The following is a 15,185-nucleotide window of genomic DNA, read 5'->3' on the forward strand; positions in this document are numbered from 1 at the left end:
CCTGTCAGGAAAACTCACAGATACCATGAGCCGCGATCTCCCTCCCCTCAACGCCCTGCGCGCTTTCGAAGCGGCGGCGCGCTTGAACAGCGTCAGTCAGGCTGCCGAGCAGCTGCACGTCACCCACGGGGCGGTCAGTCGCCAGCTTAAAGTGCTTGAAGAGCATCTGGGGCTGGCCTTGTTCGTCAAGGATGGGCGCGGCCTTAAACTCACAGATGCCGGCATTCGTTTGCGTGATGCCAGTGCCGAGGCGTTTGAGCGGTTGCGTACCGTGTGTGCGGAGCTGACCCACGATAAGGCTGATGCGCCTTTCGTTCTCGGCTGTTCGGGCAGCCTGCTGGCACGCTGGTTTATCCCGCGCCTGGGCCGACTGAATGCCGAACTGCCGGATCTTCGTCTGCACTTGTCGGCGGGCGAAGGCGATCTAGACCCGCGTCGACCGGGTCTGGACGCGTTGCTGATCTTCGCCGAGCCACCATGGCCTGCGGACATGCAGGTCTATGAACTGGCCAGCGAGCGTATTGGCCCGGTCCTCAGCCCACGGTTTGCGCGTTTCGAGCACCTGCGCCAGGCACCAGCTCAAGCGCTGCTGAGTGAGGCATTGCTGCAAACGACGTCGCGTCCGCAAGCCTGGCCTCTTTGGGCACAACAAAACGGCATCGAGCCTGCTGCCTTGCATTACGGGCAGGGTTTCGAGCATTTGTATTATTTGCTGGAGGCAGCCGTCGCCGGGCTGGGCATCGCCATTGCCCCGGAACCCCTGGTCGCCGATGATTTGCGCGCCGGACGCCTGGCTGCGCCTTGGGGTTTCAGTGAAACCCCGGCGCAGCTGGCGTTATGGGTACCTAAACGCGCCGCAGACGGGCGTGCTCAGCAGTTGGCGCAGTGGCTCAAGACTGAGCTTGAGCGTGCTGCCAGCGGCTGATCAGTGAGTGCGTTTGCACAATAGGTAAGCTGCCAGTAGACCGACAGCGCCTACGGCCACACCTGCGGTGGTCCACGGGTGTTCTTGAGCGTAATCACGGGTAGCGACACCGGTTTCGCGGGTCTTTTCCTTGACGTCTTCATACACATCACTGAGCAGGTGGCGTGAATGGCTCAGTGCGCTTTCGGCGTTGGCTTTCAAGGCTTTCAGGGTTTTGTGCGACTCTTCCGATGCGTCGGACTTAAGGCTCTCAAGGGACTTGAGAAGGCTTTCGATCTCGGCTTCCATGCTTTGCAACGAGGCTTTACGTAAAGAAGTGTTGGCCATGGTGGATCTCCTGCATTGATGAGAGGCGTGTGTTCTTTCCGACTGCGGGGTTTGAGGAAAGTGCGGTGCGTATTAACGTTTCAGATGATTTTCGCTCAGGGAGTAATGTGCAATTTCACTGCTACGCTCTTATCGACACCTTCAGGAGAACCGTCATGACTGATCACCATACCTACAAGAAAGTCGAGTTAGTCGGCTCATCGTCCACAACGATTGAAGACGCCATCAATAATGCAATCGCTGAAGCCAATAAGAGCATCAAGCACATGGAGTGGTTCGAAGTGCTGGAAACCCGAGGGCACATCAGAGAGGGCAAGGTTGCACACTATCAGGTCACCCTGAACGTCGGCTTCCGGATTGAGAATAGCTGACTGCGCTGAACTTTCGCACTGGCCGATTGCCATAATTTCCGCTACACACAAGAGAACCCGCTGTCTAGAAACGGTTGGCGCGGTCAAGGACTTGGGTTGTTTTTCAACCTGGTTAATTTAACGAGGGAGTGTGACCAATGAAGAAAATTCTACTGGCAGTTGGTTTGTTAAGCATTGCGGGAACTGCGATGGCAGCTGGCAAGTCCTGTGATGATTTGAAGTCGGAAATCGACGCGAAGATCAAGGCAAAGGGCGCCTCGACCTACACGTTGGAAGTCGTCGCCAAAGGCAGTGCGGCCGACGGGAAAGTAGTCGGTACCTGTGAACGCGGTACCAAGGAAATCGTGTACAAACGCGGCTGACTTATCGCTGTTTCATAAAAAACCGACGCACATGGCGTCGGTTTTTTATGTCCAGTGACGGGGTTTTCGCCACTCTTTTTTTGGGTGAGCCTCAGCCCAGCACGGTTTGCGCCAGAATCTCATACGAGCGCAGTCGATCCGTGTGTTCATACAGGTCGCAGGTGAAGATCAACTCATCGGCTTGGGTCTGTTCCAGCAGCACATCCAGTTTGGCGCGGATTTTCTGCGGGCCGCCGACCATCGCCAGGCCGAGGAAACTCGCGACCGCTTCGCGCTCATGGGGTAGCCATAGGGCGTCCATGGTGTCGACCGGTGGACGCTGCATCAGGCTTTGGCCGCGCATCAACGCCAGAATCCGCTGATAGACCGAGGTTGCCAGGTAATCCGCATGTTCGTCGGTATCGGCAGCCACCAATGGCACGCCGAGCATGACGTACGGTTTTTCCAAATAGGCCGAGGGCTTGAAATGATTGCGGTAGACGCGAATGGCTTCGTGCATGTAACGCGGCGCAAAGTGTGAGGCAAAGGCATACGGCAGACCGCGCTCCCCTGCCAGTTGCGCGCTGAACAAGCTGGAACCCAGCAACCAGACCGGAACGTTAGTGCCCGAACCCGGCACAGCGATCACTTTTTGATCAGGTGTGCGCGGTCCGAGATAGCGCAGAAGCTCGGTGACGTCTTCAGGAAAATCGTCGGCGCTGCCGGATCGCTCACGACGCAGGGCGCGAGCGGTCATTTGATCGGAGCCTGGTGCGCGGCCCAGGCCCAGGTCGATCCGCCCCGGGTACAGGCTGGCGAGGGTGCCGAACTGTTCTGCGATTATCAGCGGTGCATGGTTGGGCAGCATGACCCCGCCCGCCCCGACCCGAATCGTCGAGGTGCCACCGGCCAGATAGCCGAGCAACACCGCTGTCGCGGAGCTGGCGATGCCGTCCATGTTGTGGTGCTCAGCGACCCAGAAACGGTTGTAACCGAGTTTTTCAACATGCTGCGCCAAATCCAGCGAATTACGCAGAGACTGCGCCGGGCCGGCATCCTGGCGCACGGGCACCAGATCGAGGGTTGAGATTTTGATATCCGCTAAACGTTTCATAAGCCGCTAAATAGCCTCTGGAGTGCGTTGTGCAGGCTTGGCCTATGACGCCTGAGGATGACCAAAACCTACCCTGATTTATAAAGAATGTGGGCAGATATCTGAGATTCAATGGCTGGGCCGGAAAAGTCCTACTGAATTACTAGGTTTTACCGGCAGTTGAACTTTATCGAGACGGCCATCCTCAGAACCTTAGTCCCTGTGCGAACCCCCTCGCACACTGTCATGAGGAGAGACCATGAGCATTATCAAGAAAGCATCGGCACATTGGGAAGGCGATCTGAAGAGCGGTATTGGTAGCCTCTCCACCGAAACCAATGTCCTTAACAAAGCACCCTACGGCTTCAAGGCGCGCTTCGAAGGCGGCAAGGGCACCAATCCGGAGGAGCTGATTGGCGCGGCTCATGCGGGCTGTTTCTCTATGGCGCTGTCGATGATTCTCGGCGAAGCCAATCTGAAAGCCGACAGCATCGATACTGAAGCCCAAGTGACCCTGGAGCAATTGGCTGAAGGTTTTTCCATCACTGCCGTGCACCTGATCCTTAAAGCGAAGATCCCGGGCGCCACGCAGCAGCAGTTCGACGAACTGACCAGGAAAGCCAAAGAAGGCTGCCCGGTGTCCAAAGTGCTGAACGCGAAAATCACCCTGGACGCAACGCTGGTCAGCTAATCGACCTCGTTGCCACGACTAGGCCCGCACAGCTCAGCCTGTGCGGGCTGTTCACTCGCTCTGCCCTCCGTATTCAGCCGCTATTGACGTCACACGTGGCCGACGTAATGAAAGTCGAATGGATCGTTGCAGCGTTAGCGCAGTACTCTGTGCGCCGTATCGAAGGAGTCGAGTATGAAACGTTTCGTTTTAGCTGTTATCTGTACCGTATCGGCCACCAGCGTGTTGGCGGCAGTCAAACCCTGCGAAGAACTCAAGGCCGAGATCGAGTCCCGAATCCAGGCCAATAATGTGAGTTCCTACACCCTGGAAATCGTCAGCAATGACGAAGTGCATGACCAGAACATGGTCGTCGGCACATGCGAGGGCGGCAGCAAAAAAATCATCTACCAAAAGAACGACAAGTGATCACAGACAGGTGACCTCGCGGTCTTCGGCGACCATCTGGCGCTGGGCGTCATACAAACGGCCGCTGATGGTGATGCCAGCCGAGCGTCCTTCGAGACGATAACGTTGCCCTGGGGCGAAGTGGTCATAACGCAGGACGATGTAACACGTCCGTTGCGAGCTCTCGAACATTCCGCCAAACCCGCCGCCGTAGATCTCGTAGTCATACCGCATCTGCAACTCGTGGCTGCCGGGCGGCACCTGAAAGTAACGCCCGTCGTCCAGTCGCTTACCGTCGAGCTTGTCGGCCATCACCAGGTTCCCGGTGTAGGTGAACATCTCGACCCACGCCTGCTGCGGGTCAGCAGGCGGCATAGGGCTGGCGCACCCGGCGAGGGCAATCAGGGCAGATATCAATAATGGCTGGCGCATGGCAGGCTCCGTGATCGAACACGTGTTAATGATAGTTGCGTCAGGGGCGGACTGTCCGGCATAACGCTTATTCAATAAGAGATTAAGGCCGGAGCATGATTCGACACGACAGGCTGTTTCTCAGCCGTGGTTTTGCGCTACTGACGTTGTTCTTGCTTGGCGGCTGCTCCAGCATCGATTACTACAGCCAACTGGCCAGCGGTCAATGGCGCTTGCTGCATGCCCGTGAACCGGTGGCCGAGGTCATCGCCGACCCCAATAGCGCCCCGGCATTGCGCGAGCATCTGATCAAATCGCAGCAGGCTCGGGCTTTCGCCAGCCATCAACTGCACCTGCCGGATAACCCCAGCTACCGCCTGTATGTCGATATCGGCCGACCTTATGTGGTGTGGAATGTGTTCGCGACAGGGGCGTTCTCGCTGGACCCGGTCACCCATTGCTTTCCAGTCGCCGGGTGCGTCGCGTATCGCGGTTATTACAGCCAGGGCGCAGCCAGAGGCGAGGCCGCGTTGCAGCGTCAGGCAGGCATGGATGTCTACGTCAGTGGGGTAGAAACATATTCCACGCTGGGCTGGTTCGACGATCCCATTCTTAGCTCGATGCTCAGTCGGGGTGATGAGCGCATGGCCGCGTTGATTTTTCACGAGCTGGCGCATCAGCGTTTTTATGTGAAGGACGACACTGAGTTCAACGAGTCCTATGCCAACTTCGTCGAGCAGGAAGGCGCCCGCCAATGGCGGGCGGCACGAGGGTTGGCCCCGCAAAGCCTGGCGGCCTCGAAACAGAATGATCAGTTTATTCAGTTGGTTCTGGATACTCGGGAACGCTTGAAGGCACTGTACGATCAGCCACTCGCGGCCGAGATGATGCGTGAGCGCAAAGCGGCGGAGTTCGAGCGGTTGCGCCGTGATTATCGGCAGATGCGCGATACGCAGTGGGCAGGCGATAAACGCTTCGATCCCTGGATCAATGCGCCGATGAACAACGCCAAACTGCTGCCCTTTGGACTCTACGACCAGTGGGTGCCGGCATTTGCCGCGCTGTTCAAGCAGGTCAACGGTGACTGGCCCGCGTTCTACGGCGCAGTGGAAAAGCTGGGAGCGCTGCCGATGGAACAGCGCAAGGCGGCGTTGCGGAGGCTGGCGGGATCAGACACATGACTGTAGGAGCTGCGAAGACCATTCAACGCGGCCCACCGGCTGCCCCTTGATCCCGATCATGGCGGCAGGGTCAAACCCAAACCCGTCGGAAGCCCGTGCCGGGCTTATTCGCAGACAAGTCAGCTCCTACAGGGGATCAGCTCACAGCGGCTGATCGTAACCTTCGGCCAGGTGTTGATCCTTGAGCTTCACGTAGTTGCTGGCGCTGTAGCTGAAGAATGCGCGCTCTTTGTCTGTCAGCGCCCGCACCTGTTTCACCGGGCTGCCAACGTACAGAAAGCCGCTCTCCAATCGCTTGCCCGGCGGTACCAGGCTGCCAGCGCCGATGATCACCTCGTCCTCGACCACCGCACCGTCCATGACGATGCTGCCCATGCCGATCAAGATGCGATTACCGACCGTGCAGCCATGCAGCATGACTTTATGGGCGATGGTCACTTCATCGCCAATCAGCAGGGGAAAGCCGTCCGGGTTGAACGGGCCCGCATGGGTAATGTGCAGCACGCAGCCGTCCTGGACACTGGTGCGCGCGCCGATGCGGATGTGGTGCATGTCGCCGCGAATCACGGTCAACGGCCAGATCGAACTGTCGGCGCCAATCTCTACATCGCCGATCACCACCGCCGAATAGTCGACAAATGCGCGCTCGGCGAGCACTGGAATGTGGTGCTGATATTTGCGAATAGCCACGATAGGTTCCTTCTCTGAGACTTATAGATGGGTCTGAGTGCTGCGGTCAGCGTCGATTGTAATTAAGATGTGCCAGTGATTCTTCCAGCCAAGGTGCTAAACCGTGAGCGCGAACAACCCTCTTTTACAGTCGTATGACTTGCCACCCTTCTCGGCGATCCGCGCTGAGCACGTCAAACCGGCGATTGACCAGATCCTTGCCGACAACCGTAGCGCGATTGCCGAGATCCTTGTGACTCAGGGCAAACAGCCGACCTGGGCCGGTCTGATCCTGGCCATGGACGAGCTCAATGACCGCCTGGGCGCGGCCTGGAGCCCGGTCAGCCACCTGAATGCCGTGTGCAACAGCGCCGAATTGCGCGAGGCCTATGAGTCTTGCCTGCCAGCGTTGAGTGCCTACTCTACCGAGATGGGCCAGAACCGCGAACTGTTCCAGGCTTTCGAGGCATTGGCCAACAGCCCGGAAGCCGCCGGCTTCGACGTGGCGCAGAAAACCATTCTCGAACACTCGCTGCGTGATTTCCGCCTGTCGGGTATCGACTTGCCGCCTGCACAGCAACAGCGTTATGCCGAGGTGCAGAGCAAATTGTCTGAGCTGGGCAGCCGCTTCTCCAACCAACTGCTCGATGCGACGCAGGCGTGGACCAAGCACGTTACCGACGAAGCCGCCCTCGCCGGCCTGACGGACTCGGCCAAAGCGCAGATGGCCGCCGCAGCCAAGGCCAAGGACCTCGACGGCTGGTTGATCAGCCTGGAATTCCCGAGCTACTACGCGGTAATGACTTACGCCGAAGACCGCGCCCTGCGTGAAGAAATTTACGCGGCCTACTGCACCCGAGCTTCCGATCAGGGCCCGAATGCCGGTCAGAATGACAACGGTCCGGTCATGGAAGACATCCTCGACCTGCGCCGTGAATTGGCCCAGCTGCTCGGTTTTGCCAGCTTCTCCGAGTTGAGCCTGGCGACCAAAATGGCTGAGACCAGCGATCACGTGTTGAGTTTCCTGCGCGATCTGGCCAAACGCAGCAAGCCGTTCGCCGTTCAAGACCTGCAACAGCTCAAGGCCTATGCCGCCGAGCAAGGCTGCGCCGACCTGCAAAGCTGGGACAGCGGTTTCTACGGGGAAAAGCTCCGTGAGCAACGCTACAGCGTCTCCCAGGAAACCCTGCGCGCTTACTTCCCCATCGATAAAGTGCTGACCGGCCTGTTTGCTATCGTGCAGCGCCTGTATGGCATTGAAATCGCCGAGCAAACAGGTTTTGACACCTGGCACCCGGATGTTCGTCTGTTCGAAATCACAGAAAACGGCCAACACGTCGGACGCTTCTTCTTCGACCTCTATGCTCGCGCCAACAAACGTGGCGGCGCCTGGATGGACGGCGCACGGGATCGTCGTCGTACGGCTAAAGGTCTGCTGCAAAATCCGGTGGCGAACCTGGTGTGCAACTTCACCCCTGCGGTAAGCGGCAAGCCTGCGCTGCTGACCCACGATGAAGTGACCACCCTGTTCCACGAATTCGGTCATGGCCTGCATCACCTGCTGACCCGCGTCGAACACGCGGGCGTGTCGGGTATCAACGGCGTGGCGTGGGACGCGGTCGAGTTGCCGAGCCAGTTCATGGAGAACTGGTGCTGGGAGCCTGAAGGCCTGGCGCTGATTTCAGCGCATTACGAAACCGGCGATGCGCTGCCGCAGGACTTGCTGGAAAAAATGCTCGCCGCGAAGAACTTTCAGTCCGGACTGATGATGGTTCGCCAGCTGGAATTCTCGCTGTTCGACTTCGAACTGCACGCCACCCATGGCGACGATCGCAGTGTGCTGCAAGTGCTTGAGGGCATTCGCGATGAAGTGTCGGTGATGCGTCCGCCGGCCTATAACCGCTTCCCCAACAGCTTCGCGCACATCTTTGCCGGCGGTTACGCGGCGGGTTACTACAGCTATAAGTGGGCTGAAGTGTTGTCGGCCGATGCGTTCTCGAAGTTCGAGGAAGAAGGGGTGTTCAACTCCGACACCGGTCGCGCGTTCCGCGAAGCGATTCTGGCGCGCGGCGGCTCACAGGAGCCGATGGTGCTGTTCGTCGACTTCCGCGGACGTGAGCCGACGATTGACGCACTCTTGCGCCATTCAGGCTTGAGTGAGGGAGCGGCACTATGACTGAGGCACCGGTAACGATCACCAAAAGACGCTTTATTGCCGGGGCTGTCTGCCCGGCGTGCAGCGAGCCTGACAAGTTGATGATGTGGAGCGAGAACGACGTCCCTCATCGCGAATGTGTGGGCTGCGGTTACTCCGACACCCTCAACGAGCAGGGGCTGTCCGTGCCCAAAGAACTCGGCACGCGGGTCAACAAACCAGTGGTAAAAGCGGCCGATCCAAAGGTGCAGGGCGTGCAGTTTTTCCCTAATCCCAAGCTGAAAAAGCCGGTTGATCCAAGCTAGATCGCTGGTTTCCCCCTGCAGGAGATGCCATCCCATCGTCGACGCCGCGCTATCGACGACGGGGCGGGGCCTCCTGCAGGTATTTCCCCGATATCCCCTCCAAAACATAACCGCTCGCCAGAGACGGGAATGGTCTTTTTTCGCCTAAACGAACGGTTATTTCGAATCTGATACCGATTTCATTTGTCGGAATGATCTGATTTTTGATGCTGAAACGATTTTTCTTATTGTTAGCCTGCTACCATTTGTAACTAAAGCTTGCCGGCGTGTTCTGTAATCAAAGTCGTGACACCTTGTCTGTGCGACCCAACAGCCCCGAAAAGACGGGCCGTCCAAGAGCGGCTCCTTAACCGTGATCGCAAGATGAGGTCTCCCATGTCTGAGCAAGACAATCCGCGGCGTGAGTTTCTGCGCAAAACCCTGACGTTGATCCCCGTGGTGACGGTTGCCAGTGCTGGTTTCGGTCTGGGCAGTAGCGTCGTGTTGGCCCAACCACCGGTCGTGACCACCGCCACACCGCCACCCGAAGCCCCTGCCAGTCATGGGGTGTACGAGCCGAATTATTTCACGGCTGAAGAATGGGCCTTCATCAACGCGGCGGTCGCGCGCCTGATTCCGGATGACGAACAAGGTCCTGGCGCCCTGGAAGCCGGTGCGCCGGAATACATTGATCGGCAGATGAACACGCCGTATGCCAGCGGTGCACTGTGGTTCATGCAAGGGCCTTTCGTGGCCGACGCGCCGAAGGAAATGGGTTGGCAGAGCAAGCTGGTGCCCAAGGACATCTACCGTCTGGGCATCGCTGACTGCGACATCTGGTGCAAACAGCAATACGGCAAGGTCTTCGCCGAGTTGAGCCCGTCTGCGCAGGACGAGGCACTCAAGCAGCTGGAAGCAGGCAAGGCGACGTTCGACAGCGTGCCGCCGAGTCTGTTTTTCAATCTGTTGCTGCAAAACACCAAGGAGGGTTTTTTCTGCGACCCGATCCACGGTGGCAATAAGGGCCTGGTTGGCTGGACCATGGTCGGTTTCCCAGGCGCTCGCGCCGATTTCATGGATTGGGTCGAACGCAACGAGCCCTACCCGTTCCCGGCAGTGTCTATTCGCGGCGAGAGGGCTTGAGCATGGCAACCATCATGAAGAAGGTCGATGCAGTGATCATCGGCTTTGGTTGGACCGGCGCAATCATGGCCAAGGAACTCACCGAGGCCGGGCTCAATGTGCTCGCCCTTGAACGCGGACCGATGCAAGACACCTACCCGGACGGTAACTATCCTCAGGTAATCGACGAACTGACCTACAGCGTGCGCAAAAAGCTGTTTCAGGACATCTCCAAGGAAACCGTGACCATCCGTCACAGCGTCAATGACGTGGCCCTGCCTAACCGCCAACTCGGTGCGTTTCTGCCCGGCAATGGTTTGGGCGGCGCGGGTTTGCATTGGTCCGGCGTGCATTTTCGGGTCGACCCAATCGAGCTTCGCATGCGCAGTCATTACGAAGAGCGCTATGGCAAAAGCTTTATCCCCAAGGACATGACCATTCAGGATTTCGGCGTCAGCTATGAAGAGCTGGAGCCGCACTTCGACTTCGCCGAGAAAGTCTTCGGCACCTCCGGTCAGGCGTGGACGGTTAAGGGCGAGAATGTCGGCCAGGGCAAAGGTGGCAATCCATATGCGCCCGATCGCTCCGATCATTTCCCCCTGGTGCCGCAGAAAAGAACCTACTCCGCGCAGCTGTTTCATACAGCTGCCGGCGTCGCGGGCTACAAGCCGTATGACCTGCCCTCGGCCAATACCTCAGGGCCTTACACCAACCCTTATGGCGCGCAGATGGGGCCGTGCAATTTCTGCGGATTTTGCAGCGGGTACGTGTGCTACATGTATTCCAAAGCCTCACCCAACGTGAACATCCTGCCGGCGCTCAAACAGACCCCGACGTTCGAGCTACGGCCCAATTCCCATGTACTGCGAATCAACCTCGACAGCAGCAAAACCAAGGCCACCGGCGTGACTTACGTCGATGCGCAGGGCCGGGAAATCGAGCAGCCGGCCGATCTGGTGATCCTCGGTGCGTTCCAGTTTAATAACGTACGCATGCTCCTGCTTTCCGGGATTGGTAAGCCTTACGACCCGAAAACCGGAGAAGGCGTGGTCGGCAAAAACTTCGCCTACCAGAACATGGCAACCATCAAGGCGTTCTTCGACAAAGACGTGTACACCAACAACTTCATCGGTGCGGGTGGCGCGGGCGTTGCGATTGATGACTTCAACGCGGACAACTTCGATCACGGGCCGCACGGTTTCGTCGGGGGCTCACCGATGTGGGTCAACCAGGCGGGCAGCCGGCCAATCGCCGGTACGTCCAACCCTCCGGGTACGCCGGCCTGGGGCAGCGCCTGGAAGCGCACCACCGCCGATTTTTATTCGCATCAGGTGTCGATGGACGCTCACGGTGCGCATCAGTCCTACCGGGGTAACTACCTGGATCTCGATCCGACCTACCACGATGCCTACGGCCAGCCTTTATTGCGCATGACCTTCGACTGGCAGGAAAACGACATCAAGATGAACCAGTTCATGGTCTCGAAACTGAGCAAAATTGCCGAAGCCATGAACCCCAAAGCCATCGCCGTGTTGGGCAAAAAAGTGGGCGAGCACTTCAACACAGCTGCCTACCAGACCACCCACCTGAACGGCGGCGCGATCATGGGCACCGACCCGAAAACCAGTGTGATCAATCGCTACCTGCAGAGCTGGGACGTGCATAACGTTTTCGTCCCAGGGGCGTCAGCTTTCCCACAAGGTCTTGGTTATAACCCGACAGGTCTGGTGGCTGCGCTGACCTACTGGTCGGCCAAGGCAATTCGCGAGCAGTACCTGAAAAACCCAGGCCCGCTGGTTCAGGCATAAGGAGCGATGATCATGAAAAATCTGCTTATCGCGACCTTGGCCCTGTGTTTTGGTGCCCCTGCTTTCGCTGTTGATAACCCGGACTCGGGGTTAATCAAACAGGGCGAATACCTGGCGCGTGCCGGTGACTGCGTGGCCTGCCACACCGCGAAGGATGGCAAGCCATTCGCCGGTGGGCTGCCTATGGAAACGCCCATTGGCACGATTTACTCGACCAACATCACCCCGGACAAGACCGGCATAGCCGCCTACAGCTTCGAGGACTTTGACAACGCTGTGCGTCAGGGTGTCGCCAAAAGCGGCAGCACCTTGTACCCCGCCATGCCCTATCCATCGTATGCGCGAGTGACCGAAGCCGACATGCAGGCGTTGTACGCGTACTTCATGAAAGGTGTAGAGCCCGTCGTTCAGGACAACAAGGCCGTCGACATCCCCTGGCCATTGAGCATGCGCTGGCCGTTGACGGGCTGGCGCTGGATGTTCGCGCCGAAGGTCGAGGCCTATCGGGCACCAGTCGCGCAAGATGCAGTGGTCAGTCGTGGCGCGTACCTGGTTGAAGGCCTTGGCCATTGCGGCGCGTGCCACACACCGCGGGCCATCAGCATGCAGGAAAAAGCCTTGAGCGCGAATGAAGGCAGCGTATTCCTGTCCGGCAGCGCACCGCTTGAAGGCTGGATCGCCAAAAGCCTGCGTGGCGATCATAAAGATGGCCTGGGGAGCTGGTCCGAGGCGCAGCTGGTTCAGTTCCTCAAAACCGGCCGCAGCGACCGCAGCGCAGTGTTCGGTGGTATGACCGACGTGATCGTGCACAGCATGCAATACATGAGCGATGAAGATTTGACCGCCATCGCCCGTTACCTGAAAACCCTGCCTGCCAACAACCTTGACGATCAGCCCCATCAATACGATGAGCAGGTCGCCAAAGCGCTGTGGAAAGGCGATGACAGCAAAGCCGGCGCTGCGGTCTACATCGATAACTGCGCCGCCTGCCACCGCACCGATGGCCACGGCTATACCCGCGTGTTCCCGGCACTGGCAGGCAACCCGGTGTTGCAGTCCGAAGACGCGACCTCGTTGATTCACATCGTCCTCAAAGGCGGCACGCTGGCGGCGACCCATACCGCGCCGTCGACCTTCACCATGCCCGCCTACGCCTGGCGTCTGTCGGATCAGGAAGTGGCTGATGTGGTCAACTTCATCCGCAGCAGTTGGGGGAATCAGGCGGGAACGGTGAAGGCTGGGGATGTCGCAAGCATCCGCAAGGCCGGTTGATTAATGTGTGAGGGACCGCTCGCCCGGTGACGCTAGGCAAAAGGGTTGATCGCGGATACTGTATGCATAGACAGTATCCGGAGAACCCTAATGCCCACTGCTCTGCCCCCGCGCGGACGCGGAACCGCGAGTAATCCACACAATCGCTTCGCGCCCAACCGTTCGGTCGCGGAGGATGACGGCTGGTATCAGGAAGTACCGCGGACCCAAGGCACCGAGGTGCGTAGCGAGACGGCGAAAACCATTATTACGCGCAACACCTCGCCGGACATTCCTTTCGACCGCTCCATCAATCCTTATCGCGGCTGTGAGCACGGTTGCATTTATTGTTATGCGCGGCCCAGCCACGCCTATTGGGACATGTCGCCTGGGCTGGATTTCGAGACCAAGCTGATCGCCAAGACCAACGCTGCTGCGGTGTTGGAGCAGCAACTGTCCAAGCCGGGCTACCGATGCGCGCCGATCACGTTGGGGTCCAATACCGATCCTTATCAGCCGATTGAGCGTGAATACAAAATCACCCGCGCGACCCTGGACGTGTTGTTGCGCTATCGTCATCCGGTGACGATCATCACCAAGGGGTCGTTGATTCTGCGTGACCTTGATCTGCTCGCCGAGTTGGCAAAGCAGCGGCTGGTGTCGGTATTTATCAGCCTGACGACCCTTGATGATGAGCTCAAACGTATCCTTGAGCCTCGTGCGGCGGCGCCCAAGGCGCGGCTGAGGGCGATTCGGGTGATGCGTGAGGCGGGCATTCCCGTTGGCGTGTTGTGCGCGCCCATGATCCCGATGATCAACGACAGTGAGCTGGAAAGCTTGCTGGCTGAAGCCAAGGCGGCCGGGGCATTGAGCGCAAGCTACGTGATGCTGCGTTTACCGCTGGAGGTCGCCCCGTTGTTCGAGGAGTGGCTTCAGGCGCACTATCCACAGCGGGCAGCGCATGTCATGAGCCTGATTCGGCAGAGTCGCGGCGGCGAGGTGTATGACAGTCGTTTTGGCGTACGGATGCGCGGTGAAGGACCATTCGCCGATTTGCTGGCCCGGCGTTACAGTGTGGCGATCAAGCGGTTGGGCCTGAACCGGCGCGAAGGCTTTGATCTGGATTGCGACGCGTTTTGTCCGCCAGGGGGGCAGATGTCGTTGTTGTAGTGAGGCAGTCCCCATTGGCCCCGGGAACCTCGGCCTAGGGCGTTTTATTAAGTTTCAATTAAGCTTGGACGGCTACTGTCGACCCTGGAGTGACTGATCAGTCGCGCTCCAGGAGCAGCAGGAAAATCCACATCAATCCGTCAGAGAGAACCAGACATGAGTGACATGGATAAACAGCCTCCGGCTGCGTCGGCCAGCGCCTCGCCAGAGACGGAAAATGCCGAGGCAGCGCTTCAGCATATCGTTGACGGTTTTTTGCATTTTCGTCATGAGATCTTCCCGCAGCAGGAAGAACTCTTTAAGAAGCTCGCCACGGCTCAGCGTCCTCGGGCCATGTTCATCGCCTGCGCCGATTCACGCATCGTTCCCGAGCTGATCACCCAAAGCGCCCCCGGCGACCTGTTCGTTACCCGTAACGTCGGGAATGTCGTGCCGCCTTACGGTCAGATGAATGGCGGCGTTTCCACCGCCATTGAATACGCGGTCATCGCCTTGGGCGTGCAGCACATCATCATTTGCGGGCATTCCGATTGCGGCGCCATGCGCGCCGTCCTCAACCCTCAAACTCTGGAGAAAATGCCCACGGTCAAGGCATGGCTGCGGCATGCCGAAGTCGCCAAGACGGTGGTCGAAGACAACTGTCATTGCGCCAATGAACAGGAAAGCATGCACGTGTTGACCCAGGAAAACGTCATCGCCCAGTTGCAGCATTTGCGCACGCACCCTTCGGTAGCGTCGAAGATGGCCAGTGGTCACTTGTTCATCCACGGTTGGGTCTACAGCATCGAGACCAGCGAAATCCTGGCTTACGATGCCTCGCAAGACCGGTTTCTGCCGCTCGACGGCACCCATCCGATACCGGTGGCAACACCCAGAGCGCGGTTTTAGACGCTCGCGTCTGATTCACAGCTGACTTTCATAAAATCCTTCTTGGGCCTTTAACGGCAGTGCTTTCTATGCGCTGGCGGGCCTTGTTACGTCTGAAGAATCCCGGAGAGT

At 58.5% G+C, this 15,185-nt stretch carries 17 protein-coding genes; 13 read left to right on the top strand and 4 right to left on the bottom strand.

Features of this window, described 5'->3' with window-relative positions:
- Positions 1–25: 25 nt before the first annotated feature.
- Complete coding sequence (locus RGU44_RS19840) at positions 26–925, top strand: LysR family transcriptional regulator (RefSeq protein WP_219063332.1); 900 nt, start codon at positions 26–28, stop codon at positions 923–925.
- Here RGU44_RS19840 and RGU44_RS19845 read toward each other — a convergent pair whose 3' ends face one another.
- On the bottom strand, positions 926–1,252 hold the full coding sequence (locus tag RGU44_RS19845; protein ID WP_322177148.1) for a DUF883 family protein: 327 nt from the start codon (positions 1,250–1,252) through the stop codon (positions 926–928). It lies immediately after the preceding gene.
- A 155-nt stretch (positions 1,253–1,407) separates the two neighbouring features.
- Here RGU44_RS19845 and RGU44_RS19850 point away from each other — a divergent pair, with 155 nt between their 5' ends.
- Together RGU44_RS19850 and RGU44_RS19855 are read left to right on the top strand one after the other, a co-directional pair.
- On the top strand, positions 1,408–1,623 hold the full coding sequence (locus RGU44_RS19850) for a dodecin (RefSeq protein WP_322177149.1): 216 nt from the start codon (positions 1,408–1,410) through the stop codon (positions 1,621–1,623).
- Between the two features lie 137 nt (positions 1,624–1,760).
- Positions 1,761–1,985, top strand: coding sequence for a DUF1161 domain-containing protein (locus tag RGU44_RS19855; protein WP_322177150.1), 225 nt, complete (start codon positions 1,761–1,763; stop codon positions 1,983–1,985).
- A 91-nt stretch (positions 1,986–2,076) separates the two neighbouring features.
- On the opposite strand, the gene RGU44_RS19860 is transcribed toward RGU44_RS19855, so the two are convergent.
- A complete protein-coding gene (locus RGU44_RS19860; RefSeq protein WP_322218725.1) occupies positions 2,077–3,078 on the bottom strand; it encodes an LLM class flavin-dependent oxidoreductase in 1,002 nt (333 codons plus the stop codon).
- A 238-nt stretch (positions 3,079–3,316) separates the two neighbouring features.
- Between RGU44_RS19860 and RGU44_RS19865 the strand changes: the two genes are divergently transcribed.
- Together RGU44_RS19865 and RGU44_RS19870 are read left to right on the top strand one after the other, a co-directional pair.
- Complete coding sequence (locus tag RGU44_RS19865) at positions 3,317–3,748, top strand: OsmC family protein (protein WP_322177152.1); 432 nt, start codon at positions 3,317–3,319, stop codon at positions 3,746–3,748.
- Positions 3,749–3,922: 174 nt separating this feature from the next.
- On the top strand, positions 3,923–4,156 hold the full coding sequence (locus RGU44_RS19870) for a DUF1161 domain-containing protein (RefSeq protein WP_219063326.1): 234 nt from the start codon (positions 3,923–3,925) through the stop codon (positions 4,154–4,156).
- Here RGU44_RS19870 and RGU44_RS19875 read toward each other — a convergent pair whose 3' ends face one another.
- Positions 4,157–4,567 (bottom strand): hypothetical protein, encoded by a 411-nt coding sequence (locus tag RGU44_RS19875; RefSeq protein ID WP_322177153.1) that lies wholly within the window; start codon positions 4,565–4,567, stop codon positions 4,157–4,159.
- 95 nt (positions 4,568–4,662) lie between these two features.
- On the opposite strand from RGU44_RS19875, the gene RGU44_RS19880 reads away from it, so the two are divergent.
- Positions 4,663–5,727: an aminopeptidase gene (locus tag RGU44_RS19880; RefSeq protein ID WP_322177154.1), complete on the top strand. Its 1,065-nt coding sequence runs from the start codon at positions 4,663–4,665 to the stop codon at positions 5,725–5,727.
- A 141-nt stretch (positions 5,728–5,868) separates the two neighbouring features.
- On the opposite strand, the gene RGU44_RS19885 is transcribed toward RGU44_RS19880, so the two are convergent.
- Positions 5,869–6,417, bottom strand: a complete 549-nt coding sequence (locus RGU44_RS19885) for a gamma carbonic anhydrase family protein (protein ID WP_322218727.1) — start codon at positions 6,415–6,417, stop codon at positions 5,869–5,871.
- 103 nt (positions 6,418–6,520) lie between these two features.
- Between RGU44_RS19885 and prlC the strand changes: the two genes are divergently transcribed.
- The 7 genes from prlC (at position 6,521) to RGU44_RS19920 (ending at position 15,074) form a co-directional block, all read left to right on the top strand.
- Entirely contained in the window at positions 6,521–8,572 is a 2,052-nt protein-coding gene (gene prlC / locus RGU44_RS19890) for an oligopeptidase A (RefSeq protein ID WP_322218730.1), read from the top strand.
- Positions 8,569–8,856, top strand: a complete 288-nt coding sequence (locus RGU44_RS19895; protein ID WP_322177157.1) for a YheV family putative zinc ribbon protein — start codon at positions 8,569–8,571, stop codon at positions 8,854–8,856. The genes prlC and RGU44_RS19895 overlap by 4 nt, the downstream gene beginning before the upstream one ends.
- 375 nt (positions 8,857–9,231) lie before the next feature.
- Positions 9,232–9,978: a gluconate 2-dehydrogenase subunit 3 family protein gene (locus tag RGU44_RS19900; protein WP_322177158.1), complete on the top strand. Its 747-nt coding sequence runs from the start codon at positions 9,232–9,234 to the stop codon at positions 9,976–9,978.
- A 2-nt stretch (positions 9,979–9,980) separates the two neighbouring features.
- Positions 9,981–11,765 (top strand): GMC family oxidoreductase, encoded by a 1,785-nt coding sequence (locus tag RGU44_RS19905; RefSeq protein WP_322218734.1) that lies wholly within the window; start codon positions 9,981–9,983, stop codon positions 11,763–11,765.
- 12 nt (positions 11,766–11,777) lie between these two features.
- Positions 11,778–13,037, top strand: a complete 1,260-nt coding sequence (locus tag RGU44_RS19910) for a cytochrome c (protein ID WP_322177160.1) — start codon at positions 11,778–11,780, stop codon at positions 13,035–13,037.
- Positions 13,038–13,127: 90 nt separating this feature from the next.
- Positions 13,128–14,186 (top strand): PA0069 family radical SAM protein, encoded by a 1,059-nt coding sequence (locus tag RGU44_RS19915; RefSeq protein WP_322218737.1) that lies wholly within the window; start codon positions 13,128–13,130, stop codon positions 14,184–14,186.
- A 156-nt stretch (positions 14,187–14,342) separates the two neighbouring features.
- A complete protein-coding gene (locus RGU44_RS19920) occupies positions 14,343–15,074 on the top strand; it encodes a carbonic anhydrase (protein ID WP_322177162.1) in 732 nt (243 codons plus the stop codon).
- The last annotated feature ends 111 nt before the right edge of the window (positions 15,075–15,185 follow it).

Origin of the sequence: Pseudomonas sp. 5C2 (assembly GCF_034314155.1) — a bacterium.
Taxonomy (GTDB): domain Bacteria; phylum Pseudomonadota; class Gammaproteobacteria; order Pseudomonadales; family Pseudomonadaceae; genus Aquipseudomonas.

What these genes read in the sequence shown, in the direction of transcription:
- RGU44_RS19905 (WP_322218734.1), top strand. Translation starts at nt 9,981, where the DNA reads ATGGCAACCATCATGAAGAAGGTCGATGCAGTGATCATCGGCTTTGGT.
- RGU44_RS19900 (WP_322177158.1), top strand. Translation starts at nt 9,232, where the DNA reads ATGTCTGAGCAAGACAATCCGCGGCGTGAGTTTCTGCGCAAAACCCTG.
- RGU44_RS19870 (WP_219063326.1), top strand. Translation starts at nt 3,923, where the DNA reads ATGAAACGTTTCGTTTTAGCTGTTATCTGTACCGTATCGGCCACCAGC.
- RGU44_RS19855 (WP_322177150.1), top strand. Translation starts at nt 1,761, where the DNA reads ATGAAGAAAATTCTACTGGCAGTTGGTTTGTTAAGCATTGCGGGAACT.
- RGU44_RS19875 (WP_322177153.1), bottom strand. Translation starts at nt 4,567, where the DNA reads ATGCGCCAGCCATTATTGATATCTGCCCTGATTGCCCTCGCCGGGTGC.
- RGU44_RS19840 (WP_219063332.1), top strand. Translation starts at nt 26, where the DNA reads ATGAGCCGCGATCTCCCTCCCCTCAACGCCCTGCGCGCTTTCGAAGCG.
- RGU44_RS19910 (WP_322177160.1), top strand. Translation starts at nt 11,778, where the DNA reads ATGAAAAATCTGCTTATCGCGACCTTGGCCCTGTGTTTTGGTGCCCCT.
- RGU44_RS19895 (WP_322177157.1), top strand. Translation starts at nt 8,569, where the DNA reads ATGACTGAGGCACCGGTAACGATCACCAAAAGACGCTTTATTGCCGGG.
- RGU44_RS19865 (WP_322177152.1), top strand. Translation starts at nt 3,317, where the DNA reads ATGAGCATTATCAAGAAAGCATCGGCACATTGGGAAGGCGATCTGAAG.
- RGU44_RS19845 (WP_322177148.1), bottom strand. Translation starts at nt 1,252, where the DNA reads ATGGCCAACACTTCTTTACGTAAAGCCTCGTTGCAAAGCATGGAAGCC.
- RGU44_RS19880 (WP_322177154.1), top strand. Translation starts at nt 4,663, where the DNA reads ATGATTCGACACGACAGGCTGTTTCTCAGCCGTGGTTTTGCGCTACTG.
- RGU44_RS19850 (WP_322177149.1), top strand. Translation starts at nt 1,408, where the DNA reads ATGACTGATCACCATACCTACAAGAAAGTCGAGTTAGTCGGCTCATCG.
- RGU44_RS19920 (WP_322177162.1), top strand. Translation starts at nt 14,343, where the DNA reads ATGAGTGACATGGATAAACAGCCTCCGGCTGCGTCGGCCAGCGCCTCG.
- RGU44_RS19860 (WP_322218725.1), bottom strand. Translation starts at nt 3,078, where the DNA reads ATGAAACGTTTAGCGGATATCAAAATCTCAACCCTCGATCTGGTGCCC.
- RGU44_RS19915 (WP_322218737.1), top strand. Translation starts at nt 13,128, where the DNA reads ATGCCCACTGCTCTGCCCCCGCGCGGACGCGGAACCGCGAGTAATCCA.